Here is a 25,762-nt window from a genome sequence, read left to right on the forward strand (position 1 = left end):
GAGACGTAGTGGAATCCGTGGTGGCGCATTTCCTCGGGGCGGTAGACATTGCGCAGGTCCACCACCACGGGAGCAGCCAGCGCCGCCTTCAGGCGTCGCAGATCCAGCGCCCGGAACATGTCCCACTCGGTCACGATCACCAGCGCATCYGCATCGCGCGCGCAGTCATAGGCGTCCTTGGCATAATCCACATCCGTGAGCATGTGGCTTGCCGCAGCCATGCCCTCGGGGTCATAGGCCCGCACCCTKGCCCCCGCATCCTGCAGCGCCGCGATCACGTCGATCGAGGGCGCCTCACGCATGTCGTCGGTGTTGGGCTTGAAGGTCAGCCCCAGCACCGCGATCGTCTTCCCCCGCACCGAGCCGCCGCAGGCCGTGATCACCTTGCGGCCCATGGCACGCTTGCGCTGGCCGTTGACCGCCGCCACCGTCTCCACCAGCCGCATCGGCGCSGCRTGRTCCTGCGCCGTCTTGATCAGCGCCAGCGTGTCCTTGGGAAAGCACGAGCCGCCATAGCCCGGRCCCGCATGCAGGAACTTCGAGCCGATGCGGTTGTCGAGGCCGATGCCGCGGGCCACGTCCTGGACATTGGCGCCGACCTGCTCGCACAGGTCCGCGATCTCGTTGATGAAGGTGATCTTGGTGGCCAAAAATGCATTGGCCGCGTACTTCGTCAGCTCCGCCGTGCGCCGCGACATGGCGAGCAGTGGTGACTGGTTGAGGTAGAGCGGGCGGTAGACATCGTTCATCGCGGCCTTGGCACGCTCGTCCTCGGTGCCGATGACGATGCGGTCGGGGCGCTTGAAGTCGGCAATCGCCGCGCCTTCGCGTAAAAATTCCGGGTTCGAGACGACCGCGAAGTCGGCGTCAGGGCGTGCCTCGCGGATGATGCGCTCGACCTCGTCGCCGGTGCCCACGGGCACGGTCGATTTGGTGACGACCACGGTGTAGCCGTCCATGGCCCCGGCGATCTCCCGGGCCGCCTGATAGACATAGGACAGGTCGGCATGGCCGTCGCCGCGGCGGGACGGGGTGCCCACCGCGATGAACACGGCCTCGGCGGCTTTGACGGGGCCTGCCAGCTCGGTGGTGAAGGTGAGGCGGCCCTCGCGCACATTCTTGGCGACGAGTTCGGCGAGCCCCGGCTCGAAGATGGGGATTTCGCCGCGGTTGAGGGCCTCGATCTTGGCCGGGTCCTTGTCGACGCAGCTACGGTTAGCCGGGTCATCTGTCACGCGCCTCATTCTTGCCGAAGGGCCATAGGTCGCATCGCCTACACTATGGAAATCTCGGCGGCAAGCAGGGCAGGGCCGCCACACCAGCGTGTCTAAGTCTAGAAAACCCAACGCTCACGCTTAAGGGCGATTCTCGGCTTATCTGCGCCCGAATTCTCACGTGACTTGGTTGGTCTTAGAGCTCCCTCAGATAGGCAGGAACCTCGCTGCGGCAGAGAGGCGAAATCCAAAGCCCGTCAGGCAACTTTCGTTAAAAGAAAGGGGTTGACCGGCGCACCTGTAGTCCCTACGCGTTCATAACAATGAAACGTTGGCCAATTTTTCCGAATTGGGCGAAATCTGCGATAAAGTCAGGCTTTGACGTAGGCAACTCATGAATGAGATCGCCGTCACGGTACGTTTCTAGAGACTTTTTGCCGTCGGAGACGCAACTTTGAAGCTGATTATCCAGATACCCTGTTACAATGAAGCCGGGACCCTTGCGATCGCTCTAGCGGCTCTTCCGCGCACCGTGCCGGGATTTGACGTCGTCGAGTGGCTCGTGATCGATGACGGAAGTGCAGATGAGACGGTGCGCATCGCCTTGGAAAACGGCGTCGATCATGTGGTGAGCCACAGTCGAAATCAGGGGCTCGCCCGCGGTTTCATGACCGGCTTGGAGGCATGCCTCGAACGTGGGGCGGATGTCATCGTCAATACGGATGCCGACAACCAATACAATGCGGATGATATCCCGGCGCTAGTGACCCCGATCCTGCAGCACAAGGCAGATATTGTGGTTGGTGCACGCCCGATCGATACGATCGAACATTTTTCTCCAGCCAAGAAATTTCTGCAGAAGCTGGGCAGCTGGGTCGTCCGTGTCGTCAGTCGCACCAGCATTCCGGATGCTCCAAGTGGCTTCCGGGCCATGAGCCGGGCAGCAGCGCAGCGCTTGGTCGTGTTCAGCGACTATACCTACACTCTTGAGACAATCATCCAGGCCGGGCAAAAGAACATGGCGATCGTGTCAGTTCCGATCCGCGTCAACGAAGACCTGCGCCCATCGCGTCTCCTCAAAAGCATCCCGTCGTATATCCAGCGCTCTATCGGCACGATGGTTCGAATCTTTGTGATCTATCGACCTTTCCGCTTTTTCGGCATCCTCGGCGGCGTCCTGTTCTTCCTGGGGTTCCTGCTTGGGCTGCGCTTCCTGTACTACTACTTTACCGGCACCGGTGAAGGTCATGTACAGTCGCTGATTCTAGCATCCGTGCTGCTCGGCATGGGATTCCAGACCTTTCTTGTCGCTTTCCTGGCCGATCTGCTGGCCGCGAACAGGAAGCTGCTCGAGGATATCCGCGTCACCGTCAAACGCGGTCCCACGGACATGAGCCACAACACCGTCAACCTTGAAGACGTGACATTGCGGCAGAATACCTCGACGTTCCTGGGACAACATGGAAGTGCGACTGGCGCTGAGACTCATGCAGAGAATGTGATAGCCAGCCGCTGAAGGCCGGGCATCTTTGGCCCGCGGCTATCAACTGATCAAAAGGTATGGCGATGAGCTCGAAGACTGCCGGTGGCGCCGAGGGGAATGGCTGCCCAGATCAAGAGCTCTCCACACCGGATCAGGCAAAGACGCCGGCCTCAGCTGCGCGCCGCTCCTCCTTGCTGGCCGGCATGAAGAAGTACATGCATTGGTTCGGCAGCGCCGTGGCCGTGATCGGAATTTTCTTCGTCGCTACCCGCCTGCGCGACTACAGCTCCCAGATCGATTTCAAGGATTTCGGCCAGGAGATCTGGTGGGTTGTCGGGGGCTGTGCGGTGGCCTACTGCATCGCGAACAACCTGATGGCGCTGGCCTGGTGGAACCTGCTTGTCCAGTTCGGGTCCGTGACGCCACGCCGCTGGGCAATCAGAACCTACGGCATCTCCCAGCTCGCCAAATATGTGCCCGGCAACATCTTCCACCTTGCCGGTCGGCAGGCCATGGGCATGGCTGCAGGCGTGTCCGGTTGGACTCTCGCGAAATCGACGTTCTGGGAACTGGGAATGCTCGCGATTGCAGGATCCCTGTTCGGCGCTTTGGTCCTGCCTCTGGTCGTGCCCTGGCTGCCGCTTCCGCTGGGGATCGCCGCCTTCGTTGTGGCGCTCGCGGTCGTGGCTTTCGGTTTCACAATGTATTTCGGCCAAGCGGCTCTGCGGGCATTCGGCCTTTACGTCACCTTCGTGACCATCTCGGGCGTTCTGTTCGTATGCCTGATCGAAATGATCTTCCCATCCGCCATAACATCCAGCTCGGGCTGGATCATGCTGTGCAGCGCCTACATCGTGGCTTGGCTCATTGGCCTGGTCACTCCTGGCGCGCCAGCCGGCGTCGGGGTCAGGGAACTCATCCTGGTCTTCCTGTTGCAAGGACTTGTCGGTGAGAGCGAACTGGTGCTGACCGTGGTCTTGGGGCGGGTCGTCACGGTGACAGGCGATTTCCTGTTCTTCCTGACCTCGTGGCTGCTGAAGAAGAGCAATCCTGCCACAGCCTAAGCGCTGAGTGCGAGATCGCAAGAGAGCCTGACGCCCTGTTCACGCCTTCGACACGTCGGCCCCTATTCCTCAGATAAAGAATATGATCCTCAAGGGTGGTGCTGGCGCCGGACCCCGCTTGGATCTGGCTGTGGCATAGCATCAGCTGGTATCGGCCCCGGCATAAGGATTGACCCCTGTGGTCGGGGTCAATATCGATTGGACATGCCTCTAGGGCGAAAGGCTCGCTCACCACCTGTGTGAGCGAGAAATCCTTTCCGCAATCAGCTATTCGACGCCGATCTTTTTGAGCATGACACCGAGAGATCTCGGGTCCTGAATACCGATCTTTGTCGGTGACAAAAGCTGATCGATCTTGAACTCCAAAACATTGATGCCATCCTCGCTCAACGCCGAGCTCGGCACTGTGATGGTTTCTACCTCCTCACGCTGAGGCCCGGCATATATGCGCTCGTGCACAACGGTCCCATTTATAACAAACTGCACCTTCATCTGATCCGTTGGACGTGGAACGAAGGGCGAGAGGTTGATCTGCAATTTCAGGTCCTGCTGCTTCGGTAAGTGGAGAAGCACATTGGACACTTTGCGTGTCGACCAGATCCCGGTCGTTTCTAAACGAGACCAGCCCCGGTGTAGCATGAGTTCGGGATTTATGCCGCCGATCTTGGTTGAGACGGACGAGCCTCTCTTGAGCTTGATCGGCTCCCGATTTCGCAGCTGGTCATAACTCTGCTGAACCCAGGCCTCACCCATTCCCTTCAGGCCCGGCTTCAGCCTGACGACTGCGAAATGATCGCTATAAGACACAGTGAGGCGAGGATCTTCGGCAAGCTTGGCGGCTATCGCTGAAAGTTCATCCTTGAAGACCAGTTTGAGAGGGGCGCTGTGAGCGGTCGCCAGAAAATCGATATAGGTGATCGCGACGGCATTCGCGTCCTCATTTTCGAGCACGGCTCTGACATTCGTCAAGAAATCAGGGTCGATCGCATCCTGGCTGAAGCGCTTCATCGTTTCCGGCCAAGCTTCCCGAGCGGCTTCGAGATTCTTGTCGCCGCCGATATTATACGTCCGGATATCGAGCTTGCTTGCGAGGTAATTGACGAAGAAGTCGTTCCGGAACGGCAGGAATGCGACGGTCTCCTCTTTGTTCACGAGAGGGGCCAGTTCTCGCACCACCTCGTCCCGGGACGAGACCGCAGCCCGTGCATTATGGTAGCTGCTGATCGTGCCAATGGCTGGGATATTGAATGCCATGACCACCAGCAGAACGACGATCTTCTGCGTGATCGACCAGCGCTGACTGGAAAGCACCAGGGCCAAGATAGCCCAGCAGCCGAATACGCCCAAGGCGACCCACCGATAGCTGGCACGCATGCTCTTGAAGCCTGGAAGGCGCTCAGAAAACCATGCATTTCCAGTCGGAAACAGTTCGAAGCTTTTAGGCATCAACTGATCCATGCCGTCTGGGCGTTGGACTAGGAGCTTAAAGGACGGTCCCAAGGACATGTAGAAGCCGAACACAGCGATTAGCCCGAATAGGACCAGCAGTCTTTTATCGCTTTTTGCTGTGGCTGCGGCGTAAATCGCCGCAAGAATGATAGCCACCGAGAAGGACGATTTGAAAACCGAACTGTCACCGAAATATTGGGGTGCCGTTCGTGCCTCGCTGAGCCCGATCAGGTCAGGCAGGAACAGGACGCCTTTCGTGGCGACGATGAAAAACTCCAGATTTGCTCCCCATCCGCGGAAGAAGTCGATCGGGGAGGGGACAAATTCGGCCTGTCCGACGTAAAGGGCGTAAAGGACATAAGAAACCAGAAGCCCCACGCCTATGGAGCAACATTTGATGGCTTCCCTGCCCAGATCGTTGCGACGGTGTTGGATCAAGGAAAACAGGAGCGCGAAGCCTGTGGCCACGGCGAACATCATGTACGTGTAGCCGTCCATGAATACCGAGATCTGGCATGCCAGCAGAAACAGAGCGAAGTTCGATATGCTTTTCGGATTATCGAGGACGCGAACCGCGCAATAAAAATAGAAGGGGAGCAGAGCGATTCCGAGCGCCAGCATGGAATAGCCATGATGGAACCAGAGCACCGGCATCGTGCACCAGAGCGTTGCCGACAGCAGAGACATGATCGCTTCCGCTCCGAGCCTCCGCGTAAGCTTGTATGCACCTGCGAATGCGATGGTCAGCCAGAGCGCGAACGCGGCCGAATAGGCATCCGCCGCCGAGAGTCCCAACTTCAGAAATGCGGAAGTCACCAACGCGCCCGACAGGCCAAAGGCTATTGCTGCCGGCTCCGGTGCTCCGATGTTGTGAGCAAATATGGAAAACCCATCGTTGATGAAGGACTGCGCGAAGCCGGTTGTCCAGAATGCTTGGGCTGTCGTTGGTATTAAAAGCCCCGGAACAGTCCCGTTGATGACGAAAACTACAGCAAGCAGAGGTATTGCTGTGGTTGCAACAAAAAGTCGATGAGTCGACATCGTCCGGTTCCCGTTTTCACTTACGGGTTGGCTGTATATCGGCGGTTGAAAGCTAAAGCTAGGCCCTGCGGGTTCATTTGCGCGAGAGGGCGCAAGTGGCATTCGCCTATAAGAATACTTTGAAACCACCTTGGGGCCAGAGGCCGCATCGACCAAGCAGACTGTGGGGAGGGGCGGCCTGCGGCTTTAGGGAGCAGTCCTCGTTATGCGCCGACCTGGTGCCGAATCAGATCCTGGGCGCTGGAGATATCTCAAAGGGGGGGTGACCTTGGGTAAGGCGCCCGGTCGTTGCGCTTCGGTGGCGTGAGGCTGTGTTGTTTCGCGAGAGATCAGGCCTGTCTGGAGGCCGAGATGGGGTGCTGGCCGTGTCGCGGTGGGATTCCCAAACGGCAGAGAATTTCGACGTGGCCTAATCTGCGGGCGGACCGGTAGAGTCGTTGACAGATCTTGAGCTTACACGGTAAGTGCAGCCTTCATGATGGGCAGCCGCCGGTTTTTCTGGAATTCGGCTCTGGACCTTGCCGGAAGGCAAGATGTCGGACCGGAGCGATCCGCGCCGAGCAGCGGGCTGAGCCATCACAGCGTCGGTCTCAGACTTCGGGCGCTTTCAAGTGATTAGTCGAGGTTATACGAGATGACGAATAGGAAAAAAGCGCTGATCACCGGCGTGACGGGACAGGACGGAGCCTACCTTTCAAAGCTTTTGCTGGACAAGGGCTATGAGGTTCACGGGTTGCTGCGCCGCAGCGCGTCGGCCGACGTCGTCGATTCCCGCCTCAAGTGGATCGGCGTGGCAGGCAAGATCGTGCTGCACGACGGCAACCTGACCGATCTGTCGGGCCTGATCCGGGTGATGAACGAGGTTCGGCCTGACGAGGTCTACAATCTGGCCGCGCAATCCTTCGTCAAATCCTCTTGGCAGCAGCCGCTCCTGACCGGCACCGTGACCGGTCTCGGCGCGGCCAACATGCTCGAGGCGGTTCGCCTCGCCTGCCCCGAGGCTCGCTTCTATCAGGCCTCCTCGTCCGAGATGTACGGCCTGATCCAGGAGCCGGTGCAGTCCGAGACGACGCCTTTCTACCCGCGTTCTCCCTACGCCGCGGCCAAGCTCTACGCTCACTGGATGACGGTGAACTACCGCGAGAGCTTCGGGCTGCATGCCTCGAGCGGCATTCTGTTCAACCACGAGTCGCCGCTGCGCGGCATCGAGTTCGTGACCCGCAAGATCACCGACGCCGCCGCGCGCATCAAGCTCGGTCTTCAGGACAAGGTCGCCCTCGGCAATCTCGACGCGACGCGCGACTGGGGCCACGCACGGGATTACGTCAAGGCGATGTGGCTGATGCTGCAGCAGGACACGCCTGACGATTATGTCGTGGCGACCGGCCGAACCGTTTCGGTGAAGGATTTCTGCCGCCTGGCTTTCTCCCATGTCGGCCTGAACATGGAAGACCACGTGACGGTCGATCCGCGCTTCCTGCGCCCAGCTGAAGTCGATGTTCTGCTCGGCGATCCGGCCAAGGCGAATGCAAAGCTCGGCTGGAAGGCCGAGACGAGCCTTGAGCAGCTTGTGTCCGAGATGGTCGAGGCCGATCTCGCTCGCTTGAAAAAGCATGAGCATCTCTGAGGCGATCCGGCAGCACTGATATGCGGATACTCATCACAGGTGTGCAGGGCTTCGTTGGTCCATACCTGGCTCAAGCGCTACGGCGCGCCTGTGGTGAAATTGCGATCATCCCGACAGGGAAAGGGGCAGGGGAGCACCCGCTCCTTGGCTCCGTTTCATCTCTGGACGTCACGGATCTGAACGCGGTCAAAGCCGCCATCAGCCGCCATCAGCCCACTCATGTCATCAATCTGGCCGGATTGGCTGCTCCTGCTGCGGCGACGTCCAATCCGGCGATCGCATGGCAGGTGCATGTTCAGGGCGCGCTCAATCTCGCTCACGCGATCCTGGACGTGGCGCCTCAGTGCTGGTTGCTCAATGTCGGATCCGGTCTGGTCTATGGAGACAGCGCGAAGCCGGGACTTCCTCTCGACGAAACCGCGCTGCTCGCCCCCGTCGACGAATATGGCGTCACCAAAGCCGCCGCGGACCTTGCCCTGGGCGCATTGACGCGGCGCGGTCTCAAGAGCATCCGCTTCCGTCCCTTCAACCATTTCGGTCCGGGACAGGCGGAAACATTCGTTATCCCAGCCTTTGCCATGCAGATCGCCCAGATCGAGGCAGGCCTTGCGAAACCTGTCATCCATGTCGGCAATCTCGATGCGGAGCGGGATTTTCTCGACGTGCGGGACGTGGTGGACGCCTATGCCTTGGCCGTTCTGCGCACGCAAGAGCTGCAGGAGGCCGGTCTTATCCTGAACGTGGCTTCCGGCGTGCCACGGCGCATCGGCGATGTGTTGCGGCAGCTGCTGGCGCAAAGCCGCGTAGATATCGCAATTGAACAGGACCCGGAGCGCCTTCGCCCGAGCGACCTGCCGCGCATTATTGGAAATGCCGATCGCGCCCGCGAAGCACTCGGTTGGAAACCGGGCCATTCCTTCGACGATACGCTTGCGGCCGTTCTGGAGGATTGCCGGATGAAAATCCGACCCTTGGGATAGTGGAGTTGCGCTAGATCGGCAGGAATTGCTGTAGATGAGCGCCAATCTCGACAGAAAAACCCCAAACCTCGATTCCCCGAGAATAGCGGCGTCTTTGAAGATCCATTGTACTCATGCTACATGCCGTGGTGCCCAGCAGGCTCGCTATTGAGCTTGTGCAATGGCAGTTCTGTTGTCTTGCCTACGGTATCGATAGAACGCCGGTTCATTGTGAATAGCTGCCAAGTCCAGCATAGGTTAAACGGGACATTGCCTTGACCATTACGTCGCACGCGCAGAATTTCGAAGATGTTATTCTTTGGCGCGCTCTGAAGCATGTGGAGCGCGGAACTTACATCGATATCGGAGCGCATGATCCCGTCATCGACTCCGTCAGCCTTGCCTTTTACGAAAAGGGATGGCGCGGCGTACACGTGGAGCCATTGGCCTCCTATGCGGAGCAGCTTCGGGTGGAGCGGCCCGACGAGCAGGTGATCGCAGCGGCGATCTCTCCGAGACAAGGATCGATCCCGTTCTACGAAATCCATCAGACCGGACTGAGCACGACAGATGCCGAGATGGCGCGGCGCCATGAAGCCGCCGGCCTTCGCGTACGTCGCATCGAGGTTCCAAGTGTCCCTCTATCGAAAATTCTCGACGAGTTCACAGGCCGGGATGTCCATTGGCTCAAGATCGATGTCGAGGGGGCGGAGGCAAAAGTCATCGAGAGCTGGTTGCCTTCCCGCGTCCGGCCCTGGATCGTCGTCATCGAGAGCACCGCGCCCAATGAACCCGTGCAGACCCATCTCGCATGGGAAAAAGAGCTTCTGGCGCTTGGCTATGAGTTTGCCTATTTCGACGGCTTGAATCGTTTCTACGTCAGCACATCACATCATGAGTTGAAGGCCAGTTTCGGCGCGGGTCCGAACTATTTCGATGATTTCGAACTTGCCGAAGCATCGCCCTTCGCTGCCGGCCTTCGCCGTGAGATCGATCTTCTCAATCAGCAGAATGCCGAGATGAAAGACCGCGTCCGCACGGCAGCCGCTCAGGAAAAGACGCTCAATCGCCGCGTGACGGTCCTTGAGCAGCAGCTTGCCACCATTCGCGGATCCTATGCGTGGAAGCTCGCTGCGCCACTTCGTGCGGCGGAGCGTGCCGCAGGATGGTCGTTGCGGCAGGCAAAGGCTTGGACGTCGCTGAAGTCTGGCTCCCGCCCGCGGCGAGCCGTTCGCACCGTCGTCGTCGGCCTCATCAATCAAGTTTTGAAGCGGCCGTATCTGGCCAATCTGGCGAAGCGCAGCGCGGCGCGCATTCCCGTGCTCAACGAGCGCCTGCGCCTCATGACCTACCATCAACGGGCCATGGGCTTCATGGGGCAGCGCAGGGCGCCGGAAGACGGCATGCTGGATTTGTCCCTGGAGCCGCAATCCACCCGTCTGGTCTATCAACGGCTCATGCGGGCACAGAGCAACCTGGCCCGTCTGGGTACTTCCACTCCGAGTGGAGCCAAGCCGCGCCTGGCATTCGTTGCGCCGCTGCCGCCTGAGAAATCAGGCATTGCGGATTACTGCGCCGAGCTGCTTCCCGAACTCGCCCAGTATTATGACATCGATGTTGTCGTGACCCAGAAGGACATCTCCGATCCGTGGGTCAATGCCAATTGCAAGATCCGGGATGTCGCCTGGTTCGAACAGCATGCCCATGGCTATGACAGGATCGTCTACCAGTTCGGGAACTCGCTGTTCCACGATCATATGTTCCGCCTGGTCGACAGGTATCCTGGCGTTGTCGTTCTGCACGACTTCTATCTCGGCGGGCTTCTCGCGCATCTGGAGCTGTATGGCGGCGTCTATGGCCTCTGGGCCAATGCGCTTTACCAATCACACGGGTATCACGCTCTTCGGGACAGGTTCGATCCCGCAAAAGAAACCGACATCGTCAACAATCTTCCGGTGAACCTGTCATTGCTGCAGAGGGCGCAGGGCGTCGTCGTTCACAGCGACTATTCGCGGCATCTTGCCCAGCTCCATTACGGCAAGAGCTTTGCGAACGATTGGATGATCGTTCCTTTCCCGCGCCACTTGCCTGACAGCATCGACCGCAGCTCTGCACGAACGGCTCTGGGCTTCAATGAGAACGATTTCGTGATCTGCACGTTCGGCATTCTCGGCGAGACCAAAATGAACCAGCATCTTCTCGATGCATGGCTGAAGACCCCGATGGCAGGCGAGGAGATCTGTCATCTCATCTTCGTCGGGCAGGACAGCCAGAACAATCCGTATTGCGAGCGGTTGCGCAAATCCATCGCCGCGTCGCCCGCCAGGAACCGTATTCGGATCACCGGCTTCGTGTCGCCTGAGGTCTACCGGCAATACCTGCAGGCCGCCGATCTTTCAGTGCAGCTGCGTGAGCTCTCGCGCGGCGAAACGTCGGCCGCGGTCTTCGACTGCTTAGCCCATGGCGTTCCGACCATCGTCAATGCCAACGGATCGATGGTCGAGCTGCCTGAGGGCAGTGTTCTCATGCTGCCGGACAAACTGTCCGTCGAAGATTTGGCCGACGCGCTCACGACGTTGCGGAGCAATCCGGAAATGCGGCAGTCGCTGAGCCGGGAAGCCCGTCGTGTGGCCGTTCAGCATTCGCCGAAGCAGGTCGCGGGCCGATACCGTGAGGCCATCGAGACGATCTCCAAACTGGCTCCGGCCACGGCGGACATGCGCGCGCTTTCAGAGCATGCATCCCTGATTTCGGCTCCTTTGGATGACGAGGCATGGCTTGAGACGGCCCGCAAGTTGGCCGGAGAGAGCCCGCTTCAACGTGGGGACGTTCGCCAGTTGCTGGTCGATGTCTCGGTTCTGGCGCGCGAGGATTTCAAGACGGGAATCCAGCGCGTTGTCCGCTCGCAGCTTCTCTCTCTCCTGAATAATCCTCCTGCCGGGTTCCGGGTCGAGCCGGTCTGGCTCGGGGACGCCGACGGCCACTGGCATTACCGCTACGCACGGCGCTACACCCTGCAGCTTCTCGGTTTGCTGGAGGACGTCCTGGACGACGAACTGGTAGAGGTTGCCGAAGGTGACGTCTTCTACATGCCGGATTTCTGGACGGATGGCGTGATCCACGCCACCGAGGCGGGACTTTACGCCGAGTGGCGCGCCAAGGGAGTCAAAACGAGCTTCATGGTCTATGACGTCCTGCCGCTGACGCGCCCCGAATTCTTCCCAGATCGCTTCAGCGAGATGCACGGACAATGGCTCTCGGCAGTTGCAGACAGCGGCGATCGCCTCATCTGCATTTCCCAAGCCGTTGCGGACGAGACGACGCAGTGGCTCGAAGCCAACAGGCCGGAGACGCTCGAGCATCTCGACATCGTGGCTCTGCATCTTGGTGCGGACATCGCCGCCTCCGCGCCGACCATGGGTCTGCCCGACAATGCTTCCAACGTGCTGGGCCAAATGTCGTCGCGCCAAAGCTTCCTCATGGTCGGCACCGTGGAGCCGCGGAAAGGCCATCTGCAAACCCTGGCAGCCTTCGAGCGGCTTTGGGCGGAGGGTGCGGACATCAACCTCGTGATTGTCGGGGCTGAGGGGTGGAAGGGTATTCCCCAGGACCAGCGCCGCACCATTCCGACGATTGTCCAGAAGCTCCGGAACCATCCTGAACTGGGCCGGCGGCTCTTCTGGCTCGAAGGGATCAGCGACGAGTATCTTGAGAAAGTCTATGCAACCTGCATCTGCCTGATTGCGGCGTCCGATGACGAGGGATTTGGCCTCCCTCTGATCGAGGCTGCGCGGCATCGCATTCCGATCCTGGCGCGCGACATCCCCGTATTCCGCGAGGTCGCAGGCGCCCACGCCGATTACTTCGCAGTCAATAATTCCGACGGTTTGGCTCAGGCCATCAAGGCCTGGCTCGCGCTCCATGCGAAGGGTGAGCATCGGAAGTCGGAAGACATGCCGTGGATGACCTGGGCCGAGAATGCCGAGCGCCTGAAGGCCATCCTGTTGGAGGATGCGAAAGAGCCGACCGAAACCTCCGAAAAGCTCTTCGACGCGGAGGCTCATCGAGCGCGTACCGGAGCTGTATGAAGGTCGACGCCATGTTGAAGCCGGTCCTGAAATTCGCTCACCGTCACGTCTGGCGCCGCCTGCCGCATAAGGCGCGCCGAGCGGCGCTGTTCCGTCTCGCGGCATGGCGGGCGCCTCGGCCGACAGCGGACGCAAGAGCGGCGACACCCATCGTTATCGTGGGAGTGCTGCGCCATGCATCGGGGCTCGGAGCGGCGGCGCGAGCCTGCCATGACGCGCTCAAGGCGGCAGGCCTTCCGGTTTATGGCATCGATCTGACCGAAAAGCTGATGCATGAGATCAACCATGCCGACTTCACCTATGACGACGGGCGGGAATTGCTCGGCGAGGGCACGGTCTTCCTGCACATCAGCGGCCCCCTCGTGCCGTTGGCGATGGGATATCTCGGACGCGCTTTCGTGGACCGCAAGCGCTTCGTCGCCCATTGGTTCTGGGAGCTGCCCGAGGTCCCGAAAGATTGGCCGCCTGCCATTCCTTTCGTCCACGAGATCTGCGTCAACACCACATTCGTGCGGGACGCCATCCGCCCCATCGCGCGCGGACGGCCGCTGCACGTCGTGTCTTATCCCCTGACCTTGACGCACAGGAGGCCGCGCGCTGCTCGCAGGCCGGAGGAGCCTTTTACGGCGCTGATCGTCTTCAACATCGCTTCCAGCTTCGCGCGCAAAAATCCTTGCTCGACGATTGCGGCGTTCCGGCAGGCGTTCGGCGACGATCCTTCCGTACGGCTGATCGTCAAATACATGAACGATTTCGTCTGGCCCGAGGCCCTGCCGCTCATGCAAGAGGCCGCAGGCGGCGCCGCCAATATCGAATTGATCGGAGGCGTTCTGGACGAGGCAAGCATGGATGCGCTCTATGGTCGTGCAGACGTGGTCATGTCCCTGCACCGGGCAGAGGGGCTGGGCCTGCCGGTGGCCGAAGGCATGCTGCGAGGCTTGCCCGTGATCGCGACCGACTGGTCGGGAAGCGCGGACTTCCTGACGCACGAAACAGGAGTGCCGGTCGGCTATGAACTCGTTCCGGTGAACGATCCGCAGGGCAAATATATTGGTGCCGACATGCGATGGGCGGAGGCGGATGTCGGCGCAGCCGCTGCGGCGCTTCGGGCACTTCGAAACGACCCTGATTGGCGGCAAGAGTTAGGCGCCGCTGCCGCTGCCCACGCGGCGGAGTTTTTTCTACCCGAACGTTATGCCCGGCAGATCATGAGCATGATCGAAGTGAGTGGTGCGACGAAGCAATATGGTATGACATCGGACGCCGGCGATGTGCCGGTCTGATAGGCAGTGGAATCTCGTGACAGGGAAAAGTCTGATAGGCACGATCGGTACTCAAGAATAATTGTCTGATGTGCACCATTTATTTGTGTGTTTTTCAGTCAATCAGTGAAATATATAAATATTGAATTTTATATTCGGCTTTATGCATCTTATAAATTGAATAATTCATAGTTTAGGTGCTCTGAAGTATGAGTATAATGATGGGGTTAAGTGAATTTTTTCTAGGTTGAGTGTCATTTTGTCTAGCGTTAATTTGCTTCTATGCGGTATTTTATAGGAATATTTTTGATTTGGCGTGTTGCTGGCCGCGCTTGACACGAATGTTTCAATGCAGCATGGAATTCTTAACGTCGGTAGGTGGATCGATATGCACGGGGCCTTTGCAAACGTTCGCGTTTTTTTGACCGGGCATACCGGATTCAAGGGTAGCTGGCTGAGCCATTGGCTCAAGCGCGATGGTGCGGTCTTGACTGGTCTGTCGCTGCCACCTGAGGTTGATCGGCCGAGCCTTTTCGAGGCATCTCGGGTCGCCCACGGCATGGTTTCCAATTTTGGCGACATACGCGATTTCGATTGCGTTCAGCAGGCGATAAATACTTCTAAACCCGAGATAATTTTTCACTTGGCCGCCCAGCCGCTCGTTCGTAGGTCCTACCGCGATCCGATCGAAACGTTCGCTACAAACGTTATGGGAACCACTCATGTGCTTGAGGCGGCGAGGCAGTGTCCCAGCGTTCGAGCCGTCGTCTGCGTTACGACCGATAAGGTTTATGACAATCGCGAGTGGGGGTGGGGGTACCGGGAGACTGATGCCCTGGGCGGTAAGGATCCTTACAGTGCGAGTAAAGCGTGTACTGAGATCGTTGCGGCGGCTTATCGCCAAACTATGTTCCCGCTTGCAGGCAACATACAAATCGCGACCGCTCGGGGAGGCAACGTCATTGGAGGGGGCGATTGGTCGGAAGATCGCCTGATCCCTGATATCGTCCGGGCGCTTCAGGCAGGTGAGCCCATTACTCTGCGCAACCCGCAATCTACGCGCCCCTGGCAGCACGTTCTTGAGCTTGTGCGAGGATATGCCGTTTTGGGCGAGAAGCTTCTGGGTGGCGACAAGTCTGCGGTTGGTGTCTGGAATTTCGGCCCTGATATCGAAAACGAGATCGACGTCGAGACGATCGTGAATGCATTTCTTGCTGAGTGGGGCCGCCAGGTGCCGGTCGATGTTCGCCCTTCAACCATGCCCGAGGCGCAATTCTTGCGCCTCGATATTTCGAAGGCGCGGTTCGAGCTCGACTGGAGGCCCGTCCTGAGCCGGCAGGATACCTTGGGAATGACCGCCCAATGGTACCGGCGCCATGCCAGCGGCGAAGATGCTGCCAGCCTTATGACGGAGCAAATCAACGAGTATGAGGCGAGGTTTCGCCGTGAACTTTGAAACCGCCTTAGTGACAGGAGGAACAGGGTTCATCGGCACCGCCCTGTCGCGCCGTCTGACTCAATCGGGCATTAAGACGACGGTGCTTGCGCGGCCCGGTGCGTCGACCCCTCCGGATTGTGAGGTCGTCAGCATTCCGGATCTGTCGCGACATGCAGTAACTAGCGCTCTGGCTGGATATAGATTTGATGCTGTATTCCACTTGGCCGCCTATGGCGTTGCTCCGGCTGATCGCGATCCGCGATTGGTCTTCGATGTAAACGTTGGTGGTACCGATGCGATCATTCATGTGGCAGCCGAAACAGGGGCCAAGTCTGTCGTGTTCCTGGGATCGTGCTCCGAATATCGGGACCTGGTCCAGGGTCAGCTGGTGGAGGAAGATGCGCCGATTGGAGTCAGTCGCCTCTATGGCGGGTCTAAGGCTGTCGCCGGCGTATGGGGGCAAGCCCTTGCTGCCCAGCTAGGTGTCGGGTTTCAATGGTTGCGACTTTTCAATGTATTCGGACCAGGGGAAGGCGCCTCACGGTTGATTCCGGCTCTCATCTCGCGTCTGAAAGCCAATGAGACCGTGGCTTTGTCTCCTGGCGAGCAGGTTCGCGACTTTCTCTACATCGACGATGTAGTGACAGGCATCCTGCTGGCTGCCGAAGCCTCCTTGCGAGGGCAGCACGGTCCTTTCAATCTCTGCTCGGGAAAACCCATTACGGTGAAAGAGATCGCACTTGCCGTTGCGGATGTCATGGGCAAGCCATATGACCTGCTTGGTTTCGGAGATCTGAATTATCGGCCCGACGATATTCACTGGCTCGTTGGAAGCCCAAATCGTTTTCACCGCGCGACAGGCTTCCGCCCACAAATGCCACTCCTCACTGGAATCGAGCAGATGATCGCGTCTGAACAGACCCACTGCGAGAGGAACTGAGAATGTCCTCCACACTCCCTCTCATTTCTATTTGTGTTCCGGTCTACAACGAAGAACTAAACATCGAGCCATTTCATCAGCGCGTGAGTTCTGTCATCGACGGACTGGCGGATCGGTATCGGTTCGAGATCCTGTTCACTGACAATCATAGCACCGACACGACTTTCGAACGGCTGGCGGAGCTCAGTCGCCGCGATCACCGCGTTCGTGTCATTCGGTTTTCTCGTAATTTTGGTTTTCAGAGATCAATCCTCACCAACTACATGAACGCGCGGGGTGAGGCCGCTATTCAACTCGATGTCGATCTTCAAGATCCTCCCGAGCTAATTGAGGATTTCCTGCGTCATTGGGAAGAAGGCTACAAGGTTGTCTATGGCATACGCCGTGAACGGCCAAATGAAAGCATGTGGCTGCACGCTCTGCGCAAAGGCTTCTACCGCCTCGTGGATTATCTGAGTGAAGAAACGCTTCCACATGATGCGGGCGATTTTCGGCTCGTTGACCGCTGTGTGCTCGAGCAACTGAAACTGGTCTCAGACCAGCAGCCTTATCTTCGAGGCCTGATCGCTTCGATGGGCTTTCGGCAGACTGGTATTGTGTACGATCGCTCCGCAAGAGAGTTCGGATCGAGCAAGTTCAACTTGATGCGTCTGTTCGGCCTCGCCCTAGACGGCATATTGCAGCATTCGGTAATTCCTTTGAGGATTGCCATATTCCTCGGGCTCATCATGTCCGGGTTGGCGGCCCTTGCTGCAGTTTATTACCTGTTAGCGCGGATATTCTTCGGAGCCGACTGGCCTCCAGGCGTTGCGACATCGACGATACTCACACTCTTGTCGATTGGGATGAACGCGCTTTTGCTCGGCATCATCGGCGAATATATCGGCCGCATTTACAAGAACGTGAAGCGGATGCCGATCACCATATCAGAAGCCGTGATTGATCACATGCCAGCATCGAATGGACTCAGCGAGGCTGTTTCGACCGATCACCTCTTGAGAGCCAATTATATCAACGGCCACTGAGCCTTACAGGCAAGGATTTTGTCAAATGAAAGTGGTATTGCTCGCCGGTGGGTTTGGAACGCGCTTGTCTGAGGAAACGCATGCGCGACCGAAGCCGATGATAGAAGTTGGTGGCCTTCCGCTGCTGCTCCATATCATGAAAATGTACAGCCATTACGGCCATAACGATTTCATCGTCTGCCTTGGCTATATGGGCTATTATATCAAAGAATATTTTTCGAATTATTTGCTCCACCGCAGTGATGTAACGATCAACTTCGCTACAGGAGAGACGCAGCATTTCAACACTGTGGTTGAGCCTTGGCGAGTGTCGCTAATTGATACAGGCCTCAACACGATGACGGGAGGGCGTCTGCGCCGTGTGCGGGAGCTGATCGGCAACGAAACCTTCATGATGACTTATGGTGACGGGGTGTCCGATGTGGACATCGGAGCTCTCGTCGATTTTCATCGTTCGCATAAGCGTGCGGCAACGATCACGGCGGTCCAGCCACCGGGCCGCTTCGGCGCGTTGGAGCTCGAGGCTGGCGGCGAGATCACGGCGTTTCGCGAGAAGCCCGCGGACGAGGCGGGCTGGATCAATGGTGGCTTTTTCGTGCTCGAACCGTCCGTTTTCGATCTGCTCGACGGTGACGAGAACGTCTGGGAGCGTGGGCCTCTAGAGGCGCTGGCTGAGCGCCGTGATCTTGTCGCCTATCGACATTCCGGCTTCTGGCAGCCGGTCGATACGCTGCGCGAGAAGAATCTCCTCGAGTCATTGTGGGCGTCCGGGGCGCCCTGGAAAAAATGGTGAGGCCATGAGCGCTCCAGACCGACAGCCGCAGGAATTTGACGCTTATAGCAACAGCTATGATGACCACGTGAATGGGGCACTGGCCTTCTCCGGGCTTGACGTCGACTTCTTCACTAAAGTGAAGGCCGCTTATATTGAGGAGATTCTGTCTAAGGCCTTTGGCAGTGCTAAGGTTGACGTTTTGGATGTTGGATGTGGCATTGGCAACTATCATCAATTGCTGCGGCCCAGCCTGAACAGGCTTTGCGGCGTCGATATTTCCAACGAGAGCTTGAAGACGGCAACGCAGCGGAACGAGCAAGTTGAATACTCACACTTCGACGGCACCAATCTGCCGTTCGCAGACGAGACGTTCGATGCTGCTTTCGCAATTTGTGTTTATCACCATGTCCCCATTTCCAGTCGGGCGGCGCTAACCGCCAGTGTGAGACGAGTACTCCGGCCCGGCGGGATATTCATGATCTTCGAGCATAACCCACGCAACCCTTTGACTATGAAGGTCGTGAACCGGTGTGAATTCGATCGCGATGCAGTTTTATTGAAAAACGAAGAGGCGGAAGGTCTCTTGTCGCAGGCGAGCTTCACGGATGTAGGATCGCGACATATTCTAACGGTCCCTTCCTTCAACAAGGCGACCCGGGTAGTGGATCAAATGTTTGGAGGCCTCAAGGTAGGCGCTCAGTACTATACGACCGGCAGAGTGTCGGCTGACACGACTACTCGATAATAGTTGCTATGACTCAGGTGGCTTGAAAGACATGCACCGGATCCTCCAACGGGCGAATCTCTGGGATTGGCCGCTTTCGCGTGTCATGAGAGTGGTAAGGTTCGCCCTCGTGGGAGCGGCCAGTTCAGGTGCTTATGCCGTCATCATGATGGTCGCAACGTCAGTATTTGGACTAGCACCCTGGGTCAGCAGTGCCGTCGCCTATGTTTTGGCAATGATCATCAATTTTCCGCTGCAGCGAAGCTTTACCTTCATGTCGAAAGGCGATGTTCGGCGGGAAGGTCTGAAGTATCTGAGCGTCCATCTCCTCAATCTCTTGGTGTCGGTTGCCGTCGTTCATTTGATCACGCAGATTCTCCAGTGGCCCGTGTTCGTCTCAGTAGCCGCCGTTATTATTATCATCCCGCTGATTCAGTTTCTCGTCCTCGAGATATGGGTTTTCAAGCCGTTAATGCGCGAACGGTGAGGTCTTTCATCCGGTGCCGATGATGTGTGCTGTAATATCTGCCCTGCTTTCAGGATCCTAATGGCCGGGCCTTGAAGACCGCTAACCGACCGTACATGGTCTTGAATTCCATAAGCGGTTCATACCATTCGTCGAAACGCGGTTGCATCGGGTTGATGAGCGGAAAATAAGGATCTTCGTAGACTACGACGAACGAGGGCCGTTTCTCTAGGCGAGCATAGAAGTCATGCGTCATCTCAATGCCTTTTCGCGGAATGGCCGGCATCAGCGGAAACGCACTCGACATAGCTAGGCGCGCATTCAAATCGAGCGCGATTCCTGGCGATCGGCTAAAGATCGCAATCGTCTGGCCACTCTCCATAATCGGGGCAATGCGCTCCCGCGTCAGGCGCAGGAGTTCGGCATCGTAGGGATGCACAGCGAGGCCGTCAAAGAAACCATCGCGCAGGCGCTCCCTTGCCGGCGTGTCTTGACCGGGGAGCTCTCCGTAAAGGAAGAACAGCGAGGTCGCGAGCAACCCGCAAATTGCAGCGAGAATTTGAACGGCGTCGGTCCATAATCTAGACTTGCCCCCTGGAGAGCCGACGATTGACAGGACAGCTGCAGGCAAGGCGCCGATACAGAAATTGAAGACCGAGTTGTTTGCCGTGAAGCAATACGTCAGAGCTGCCACGAGTGAGGTTGCATAGACGAGTGCGATGACCCGATCCGTCTGGTTCGCACTGGGCCTCAGTCCAGACAGGAGGCCTAGTCCCATCAGCGCGGCCAACGTTAGGACATCGTGTGAGCGGACATAAAGAGAGGGAGGTGCCAGAAAAAGACCTGCGAGAACGGCTGCAGCTGCAAGTTGAGTGACCGGCGGACCAAGGCGCCACCGCAGCAGGCCGATCAGAACCGCTGCGGCGCAGAGCGTTGCAAAAATCGATTTGGTTCGCAGAGTTTCGATTGCGAACGCCATCTTTCTGCTGACGCCTCCGACATCATTAATTGCGGACAGATATATGACACTTTCGTATAGGCGTCCGAACGATAGTGACAACACTGTCACTGCCCAGGCGAGACATAACGCAAAGATCGTAATGCCGATGAATAGGTATGGCTTGGGGAAGTCACGATTGCGGTAAAGCAATCCCGCTGCGCAGAGAAACGCAAGCGGAACAATCAGCGATGGATATGAAACCGTTGCCGCAGACCATGCGCAGGCGGAGGTAATGAGCCATCCCACCTGCTTTCGGGATCCAGCACTAGCAAGGGCTGCGCAACCAAATGCTCCTAAGGCGATTGCAAGTGTCTGTCCACCTAGTGTGTTATAGGAGGGCGCAGGCAGTCCAAAGGGCACAAAAGCGACGATGAGGATTCCTCCGACCCAAGCATAACTGCGATGCCCGAGACACTTTAGGAAGAGGATCCACACTACAGCTGACGCAGCGGAGCCTACGAGGAATAGCACTCGAAGAAACAAGAACATGCCATCAGTCGAACCGATAATCTTCGCGTAGAGCAGCGCAAATGGGTAAACGATCAGGGCTGCCGTCTGATGTAATGTCAGAAAAGTGCTCGTCTGTATGCTGCCTTTTATCCAGTCGTCCAAGAATATTGCATAGTAGGCTTCATCACTAAGATCGACGCCTTTCGTTAACCTCCATCCAATGAGAGCTGTAATCAACGCGAACACGAGGACGCCGACGGCGTCCTTTGTCCTATCATCTATATGCATCTTCATGCGTCAGCGCTTTTTCATGAGAGTGTGTCTAAGGAGGCATAGCAGAGGATCACTCTGATCAAGCTATATTCTGGCTTGGAAGGCAAGTGAAGCCATGTGTGCAAGAGATAAGGTTAGTTTTGCAGTCGATTTACTTAACTACTGTATCGATGAGTGAATAACAGCGATGCTGCGTAATAAGGCTTCGCTTCGATGCATTTTCGTCCAAGCCAGTAGGCTGACGCACAAATTCAACGCTTCCTATATGGCCACAAGCAGTTTCCAAGCTGGATTTGCTCCGGTATAGCGACCGGAAAGGAGAAGGCGACGGATGAGCCGAATGTTTGATCTGCGTATCGGGCGGGGTTTTATTGTAGTCGGGGCAGCATGGCTTCTCCTTGTAACGCTCCTGCTTGTCTTGCAGGCGTCTGGGCAGAACTTCGGCTTTAACGTCTGGCCGGTGGGAGAGGCACGGATATGGATGAAGTGGCTCCAAGATGGCCCAGGTCCTTTAGCAGCACAGATTTACTGGCGAATTGACGGCCGCAACCCTCTATCTCCCTGGTGGTACATTTCGGTCAGAGAGTTCATCCGAACCTACCCCGCTGCATTTCTGGTTCTACACTTGGCCACATCGCTAATGTTGGGACTCGCGAGCTATTTGCTCGTGATTACGATATCGGCAGGCCGCGCACGCTTGTATGGAGTATCTCTAGGTATTCTCGCTGGAGTTTTCGTATGCAGCACCAGAGTTGACAACATTCATTGGCTTTTCATCTTGGCACTAGTGTGCTCGCTCCTAAGTGTAGCTTGCTTTGCGCAGTTTCTGAATTCTGGGCGGCGTCCAGTGTGGCTATTATGGTCGCTCATCCTGTGGATGGTTGCGTATCAGACCTACACAATCCAATCTGGTGCCGTGTTGGCCGTGGGGGTCGTATCATTTTTGCAAGGCGGTCATCCGTATGACGCGCGGAATTTAGTTAAGCGGGCGTTCGGTGCAGTTGCAGACGCGCTGCCTTACGCAACGACACTTCTCTTATTTGTCCTCGTATGGAGGACAGCATCGACTGGCGTTACAGAAACAACAAGTTTTTCCGATCCAGGACGCATTTTCCAATCCTTGAGACAAGGCCTCTGGCATAGTGACTACTCTGCTTATTGGAATTGGGCGCTTCAACTTGAGCCAAGGGTTGTTCTAATTGTTTTGGTATCGCTGATACCGCTATTCTTTATGACACAATGGCTTGGGGGACGCTCTGATCGGGACGACATTCCAATCAACTTTCTAGACCTAGCGCGTTTAGTGTTAGTTGGTATCTGCTTGGTCGTGCCGACTGTTGTGCTGGAAGTGACCTCGCCAATGCACCCACCAGGATCACGGTGGATGATGTTGCTCCAGTTCTGGACCCCGCTACTAGTCCTATCGGTTACGGCTCTGGCACTCCTAGCACTTCCCCTATCATCTCGTCTCAAGTGTTGGATCTGGTGGGGAGCTACTGCCACCTTTGCGACCGGCGCTGTTGTATTGACGTTGGGGTTTAATCAATTCCAGATTAATATTTCGCGTCAAGAACGAGCTTTCATGTCTGAGTTGCGGCGGATTGCCGTTGAGGACAGGAGGGCCAAGGCAGAGTTTCCGCGCCATTATCTCATCAAGCCTGAGCCGGCCTATTGGATACCGTCCGATTTTTTAAGTCGCGCTTATATTGAGACGCAATCCAAGAGATTTGGTGAGGTGACGTTTCGCTATTTAAGGTCGGGAACAACCATGCACCCACCGATCTTCAGGCCGGACGGAGTCGCTAATCCCGAACAAGGGGAGCGTGGATTTGCGCCTTGGTCCCGCGTGGGAGTTCTAACTTGGGATGGAACCCACATGACGCGAATGTCGGGCGCAGACCGTTCAGCATTTGACGGTCTCGGGATTGATTGGCAACGGAGCGAACCGCTGCCGTGAAAAGGCTTCGGGCGCTGTACATTTCTCTGTACATCGCACGAACAAGTGTACTCAGTTTCGCCCTAGAGTGCTATTTTAAGGTGCAACTTCAACCCAATCGACGGCGAGACTGACACCGCGTATGGGGTCGATAGGTGCTGAGAAGCGAAGCTCATTCAAGCCAGATTTCAACAAACCATTTGGAATCGGTGCGTCGACCGTTGTTAGGTCAGCCCATGATAGAGCAATCGGATTTCCGTTGATGCTGATCGTCAAAGCGTTCTTCGTCTCTAAAGAGACCCAAGCAAACAAGTTTAAACGGATTCGGTAAGAAGCGTCTGTGATAGGATTGAGCTGGAACCAGAGATTGCTCTCGTCGCCTAGGATCCATGCATATGAGCGCGGTCGGAGAGCCGGCAACCGCCACCCGGCATCACGCCAAGCAGTGCCCCAGGGGGCTTCTTCAAGACTCCACCACCGGCCGAAATCATAGTGATATGTGCTCTGACTGTTTGGCGTGTACATGCAGGCGGACGAAGGCCAGCAGCCGAGTACGTTCTGCCAACGCCGTTCATCGCTCGGCAACATTTGGCCTATTTTTCCCATACCGCCCATGCGTTGAACGGACCCATTCGGATCAATAGTGAGGGTGACGATTTTATCCTTCTCGATGTTGAAGGTGGTATCCAACCCTTGCCCAATGATCCAAGCTGTCGGTTTCTCGACACATTGTCCGACTGCGCCGTTTGCTCTTACGTTGAATGAGCTATAAATCATGCTCGGCTCTAAACAGGTTATCGTATCAATAGGCTTTTGATAAAGATAAGTTAGAGCGTCACTTAATATCTGACCGCGGAGCATCCATGTGCTGCCGAGATGTCCACTTCTGTCGAGAATGAGAAGTTTTTCGCCTGGCTCCGGAGCCGGGACGGCTTGAAGAATGCCAGCCAGAAGCATCCTTTGGCGCATGGACAAATCTGTATAATGATTGACCTGAGCCCACTGCGCGTTCAATCCGAGGCCGATCAACGCAATCCAGGCGATAGCCCCAATGATCCGACTGCGCTCGTATAAAAATGCGCACACCGCGAGCATGACCAGCGCACCGCCGATTGATGCATAGATATAGGTCCTCTGCGAGATCAGGATGTGAGACATCGAAGACAAGTAGGGGATATATCCCAGCAGGGTTGCGAGGATTCCCGCCCCGATGATGCGCAGATAAAGAGAGCGGCTCGTGCGCACAGCAGGATATGTGCCTGATCTCGGAACAAGCAGGATGGCAAGCACGGCGAGTGATAGAATCGCAAGATATGGCCAGAATGCCGCCTGTTCTTGGAGCAGGCGCACACTATCGTACCATCCATGTACGAAGACTCTGTATAACGCGATGGTCAACAAGAAGGGAGTTCTACCCAGAACAGTTGTGACCGTCTTCGATAGATCACTACTGATGGATTGCTGGTAGAGGTTGGGATCCCTGCTGACAATGACCAGGTATCCGGCGGCAATAAGCACAGAAAGAAGCCAGCCAAAAATGGGAAGACGGTGCTGGAGCAGGCTCTTGAAGCCGGGTTTGACGCCGTATCTTGCCCACCAGAGTAATAGGGGCACCGGTGCCAGGAAGAGCCCCGCCTCATAAATAAAGCTTCCGATCAGGAACAAAGTGGCTGCAACAACCGTGGCAAGAAAGCGTCCTGGAAGCGATTTAGCTTCTGTCGCGAAGAGAAGGGCCGATATGGCGCTCAGGCTTAGCGCAACAGCCCAATCGATATGTAATGAGCGCAAGCTCATCTGCATGGTATCGGCAGGAAACAGCATGAATAGCAGGCCTGCGAGCACAGATATGAGGCGATTTCTGATAAGCCACCACACGAGATAGGCCATGCTCACAGTCTTCAGGACGAGACTGGCGCTCAGCAGAATGTTCCAGCCGACAAAGGACTCTGGTGAGAGACTATGTGCGACAGCAAAGGGCAGTATTGTGAGGGGGCGAAGCTTATGAGATGCAAAGGCGCTTCCATCCCATGCTAGGAATGTGGTTCCGTTCTGGGTGAAGCTTCCCAGGATAACCCATTCTTCAATCAGCCCTGTCACGGACATTCCAAGAGGTGTCCAGATCAGGCAAACAGCACCAATCGCGGCAAGCGTGACCATTAGAATTGAAGCGAGGCTACCTTGGCCGATTGGTCGAGTCATTGGTCTTCCACGTGCTTCCAGTTGTCTGCGGAGGGCGGCGGGGGCTAGTACCACCCAACTCTGAGCGCTGACAAGCAGATGACACTGTTATTACTGATCATACGTCTAGCCATAGGGTCTGAGCTCAGGCCTTGGGACGCGTTGCAAGCCTCTGGGAACTAAAAGCCGGGCGACTTGGAATCATGAAAAGCGCGATCGGCGGTCTGTAATATAATTCATTTGCCGCTGTGGCCTTCGCCTTGACCCGACAGTTTCCAGCATGTACCGCCTTTTCCTAAGGGTCTTAACGACACAGGGATTTAGATTGGTTATGCAACGGAAGAGCCGCCGCATTTTATGGCTACTCAAC

Annotated in this window: 17 protein-coding genes; 13 read left to right on the forward strand and 4 right to left on the reverse strand. The window is 56.9% G+C overall.

Features of this window, described 5'->3' with window-relative positions:
* Positions 1-1,235: UDP-glucose dehydrogenase family protein (locus AB4Y85_RS16405; protein WP_441985991.1), on the reverse strand; the 1,235-nt coding region annotated here is incomplete at its 3' end.
* Between the two features lie 433 nt (positions 1,236-1,668).
* Between AB4Y85_RS16405 and AB4Y85_RS16410 the strand changes: the two genes are divergently transcribed.
* On the forward strand, positions 1,669-2,730 hold the full coding sequence (locus AB4Y85_RS16410; RefSeq protein ID WP_441985992.1) for a glycosyltransferase family 2 protein: 1,062 nt from the start codon (positions 1,669-1,671) through the stop codon (positions 2,728-2,730).
* Positions 2,731-2,780: 50 nt separating this feature from the next.
* Positions 2,781-3,761, forward strand: a complete 981-nt coding sequence (locus AB4Y85_RS16415) for a hypothetical protein (RefSeq protein ID WP_441985993.1) — start codon at positions 2,781-2,783, stop codon at positions 3,759-3,761.
* Positions 3,762-4,028: 267 nt separating this feature from the next.
* On the opposite strand, the gene AB4Y85_RS16420 is transcribed toward AB4Y85_RS16415, so the two are convergent.
* Complete coding sequence (locus AB4Y85_RS16420; RefSeq protein ID WP_441985994.1) at positions 4,029-6,251, reverse strand: hypothetical protein; 2,223 nt, start codon at positions 6,249-6,251, stop codon at positions 4,029-4,031.
* 634 nt (positions 6,252-6,885) lie between these two features.
* On the opposite strand from AB4Y85_RS16420, the gene gmd reads away from it, so the two are divergent.
* The 10 genes from gmd to AB4Y85_RS16470 all read left to right on the forward strand — a co-directional run bounded on the left by gmd (position 6,886) and on the right by AB4Y85_RS16470 (position 19,576).
* Positions 6,886-7,878 carry a GDP-mannose 4,6-dehydratase gene (gene gmd / locus AB4Y85_RS16425; protein ID WP_441985995.1) on the forward strand — a complete coding sequence of 331 codons (993 nt, stop codon included), beginning with the start codon at positions 6,886-6,888 and terminating at the stop codon, positions 7,876-7,878.
* A gap of 20 nt (positions 7,879-7,898) precedes the next feature.
* Positions 7,899-8,858, forward strand: coding sequence for a GDP-mannose 4,6-dehydratase (locus AB4Y85_RS16430; protein ID WP_441985996.1), 960 nt, complete (start codon positions 7,899-7,901; stop codon positions 8,856-8,858).
* A gap of 254 nt (positions 8,859-9,112) precedes the next feature.
* A complete protein-coding gene (locus tag AB4Y85_RS16435) occupies positions 9,113-12,925 on the forward strand; it encodes an FkbM family methyltransferase (RefSeq protein ID WP_441985997.1) in 3,813 nt (1,270 codons plus the stop codon).
* 11 nt (positions 12,926-12,936) lie between these two features.
* On the forward strand, positions 12,937-14,208 hold the full coding sequence (locus tag AB4Y85_RS16440; RefSeq protein WP_441985998.1) for a glycosyltransferase: 1,272 nt from the start codon (positions 12,937-12,939) through the stop codon (positions 14,206-14,208).
* 295 nt (positions 14,209-14,503) lie between these two features.
* Positions 14,504-15,643: a CDP-glucose 4,6-dehydratase gene (rfbG, locus tag AB4Y85_RS16445; protein ID WP_441985999.1), complete on the forward strand. Its 1,140-nt coding sequence runs from the start codon at positions 14,504-14,506 to the stop codon at positions 15,641-15,643.
* Positions 15,633-16,565, forward strand: coding sequence for an NAD-dependent epimerase/dehydratase family protein (locus tag AB4Y85_RS16450; protein ID WP_441986000.1), 933 nt, complete (start codon positions 15,633-15,635; stop codon positions 16,563-16,565). Before rfbG ends, AB4Y85_RS16450 begins: the two co-directional genes overlap by 11 nt.
* Before the next feature lie 2 nt (positions 16,566-16,567).
* On the forward strand, positions 16,568-17,590 hold the full coding sequence (locus AB4Y85_RS16455; RefSeq protein WP_441986001.1) for a glycosyltransferase family 2 protein: 1,023 nt from the start codon (positions 16,568-16,570) through the stop codon (positions 17,588-17,590).
* 25 nt (positions 17,591-17,615) lie between these two features.
* On the forward strand, positions 17,616-18,383 hold the full coding sequence (gene rfbF, locus AB4Y85_RS16460; protein ID WP_441986002.1) for a glucose-1-phosphate cytidylyltransferase: 768 nt from the start codon (positions 17,616-17,618) through the stop codon (positions 18,381-18,383).
* Between the two features lie 4 nt (positions 18,384-18,387).
* Entirely contained in the window at positions 18,388-19,110 is a 723-nt protein-coding gene (locus tag AB4Y85_RS16465; RefSeq protein WP_441986003.1) for a class I SAM-dependent methyltransferase, read from the forward strand.
* A gap of 109 nt (positions 19,111-19,219) precedes the next feature.
* Positions 19,220-19,576 (forward strand): GtrA family protein, encoded by a 357-nt coding sequence (locus AB4Y85_RS16470; RefSeq protein ID WP_441986004.1) that lies wholly within the window; start codon positions 19,220-19,222, stop codon positions 19,574-19,576.
* Between the two features lie 49 nt (positions 19,577-19,625).
* Here AB4Y85_RS16470 and AB4Y85_RS16475 read toward each other — a convergent pair whose 3' ends face one another.
* Positions 19,626-21,299 (reverse strand): hypothetical protein, encoded by a 1,674-nt coding sequence (locus AB4Y85_RS16475; RefSeq protein WP_441986005.1) that lies wholly within the window; start codon positions 21,297-21,299, stop codon positions 19,626-19,628.
* 319 nt (positions 21,300-21,618) lie between these two features.
* Here AB4Y85_RS16475 and AB4Y85_RS16480 point away from each other — a divergent pair, with 319 nt between their 5' ends.
* Entirely contained in the window at positions 21,619-23,235 is a 1,617-nt protein-coding gene (locus AB4Y85_RS16480; protein ID WP_441986006.1) for a hypothetical protein, read from the forward strand.
* A 75-nt stretch (positions 23,236-23,310) separates the two neighbouring features.
* Here the strand turns inward: AB4Y85_RS16480 and AB4Y85_RS16485 are convergent, their stop codons facing one another.
* Positions 23,311-25,413: a hypothetical protein gene (locus AB4Y85_RS16485; RefSeq protein WP_441986007.1), complete on the reverse strand. Its 2,103-nt coding sequence runs from the start codon at positions 25,411-25,413 to the stop codon at positions 23,311-23,313.
* Positions 25,414-25,762: the final 349 nt, after the last annotated feature.

Origin of the sequence: Microvirga sp. 2YAF29, from assembly GCF_052114605.1 — a bacterium.
Lineage (GTDB): Bacteria > Pseudomonadota > Alphaproteobacteria > Rhizobiales > Beijerinckiaceae > Microvirga.

What these genes read in the sequence shown, in the direction of transcription:
- AB4Y85_RS16415 (WP_441985993.1), top strand. Translation starts at nt 2,781, where the DNA reads ATGAGCTCGAAGACTGCCGGTGGCGCCGAGGGGAATGGCTGCCCAGAT.
- gmd (WP_441985995.1), top strand. Translation starts at nt 6,886, where the DNA reads ATGACGAATAGGAAAAAAGCGCTGATCACCGGCGTGACGGGACAGGAC.
- AB4Y85_RS16455 (WP_441986001.1), top strand. Translation starts at nt 16,568, where the DNA reads ATGTCCTCCACACTCCCTCTCATTTCTATTTGTGTTCCGGTCTACAAC.
- AB4Y85_RS16475 (WP_441986005.1), bottom strand. Translation starts at nt 21,299, where the DNA reads ATGAAGATGCATATAGATGATAGGACAAAGGACGCCGTCGGCGTCCTC.
- AB4Y85_RS16420 (WP_441985994.1), bottom strand. Translation starts at nt 6,251, where the DNA reads ATGTCGACTCATCGACTTTTTGTTGCAACCACAGCAATACCTCTGCTT.
- AB4Y85_RS16485 (WP_441986007.1), bottom strand. Translation starts at nt 25,413, where the DNA reads ATGACTCGACCAATCGGCCAAGGTAGCCTCGCTTCAATTCTAATGGTC.
- rfbF (WP_441986002.1), top strand. Translation starts at nt 17,616, where the DNA reads ATGAAAGTGGTATTGCTCGCCGGTGGGTTTGGAACGCGCTTGTCTGAG.
- AB4Y85_RS16465 (WP_441986003.1), top strand. Translation starts at nt 18,388, where the DNA reads ATGAGCGCTCCAGACCGACAGCCGCAGGAATTTGACGCTTATAGCAAC.
- AB4Y85_RS16440 (WP_441985998.1), top strand. Translation starts at nt 12,937, where the DNA reads ATGTTGAAGCCGGTCCTGAAATTCGCTCACCGTCACGTCTGGCGCCGC.
- AB4Y85_RS16430 (WP_441985996.1), top strand. Translation starts at nt 7,899, where the DNA reads ATGCGGATACTCATCACAGGTGTGCAGGGCTTCGTTGGTCCATACCTG.
- AB4Y85_RS16480 (WP_441986006.1), top strand. Translation starts at nt 21,619, where the DNA reads ATGTTTGATCTGCGTATCGGGCGGGGTTTTATTGTAGTCGGGGCAGCA.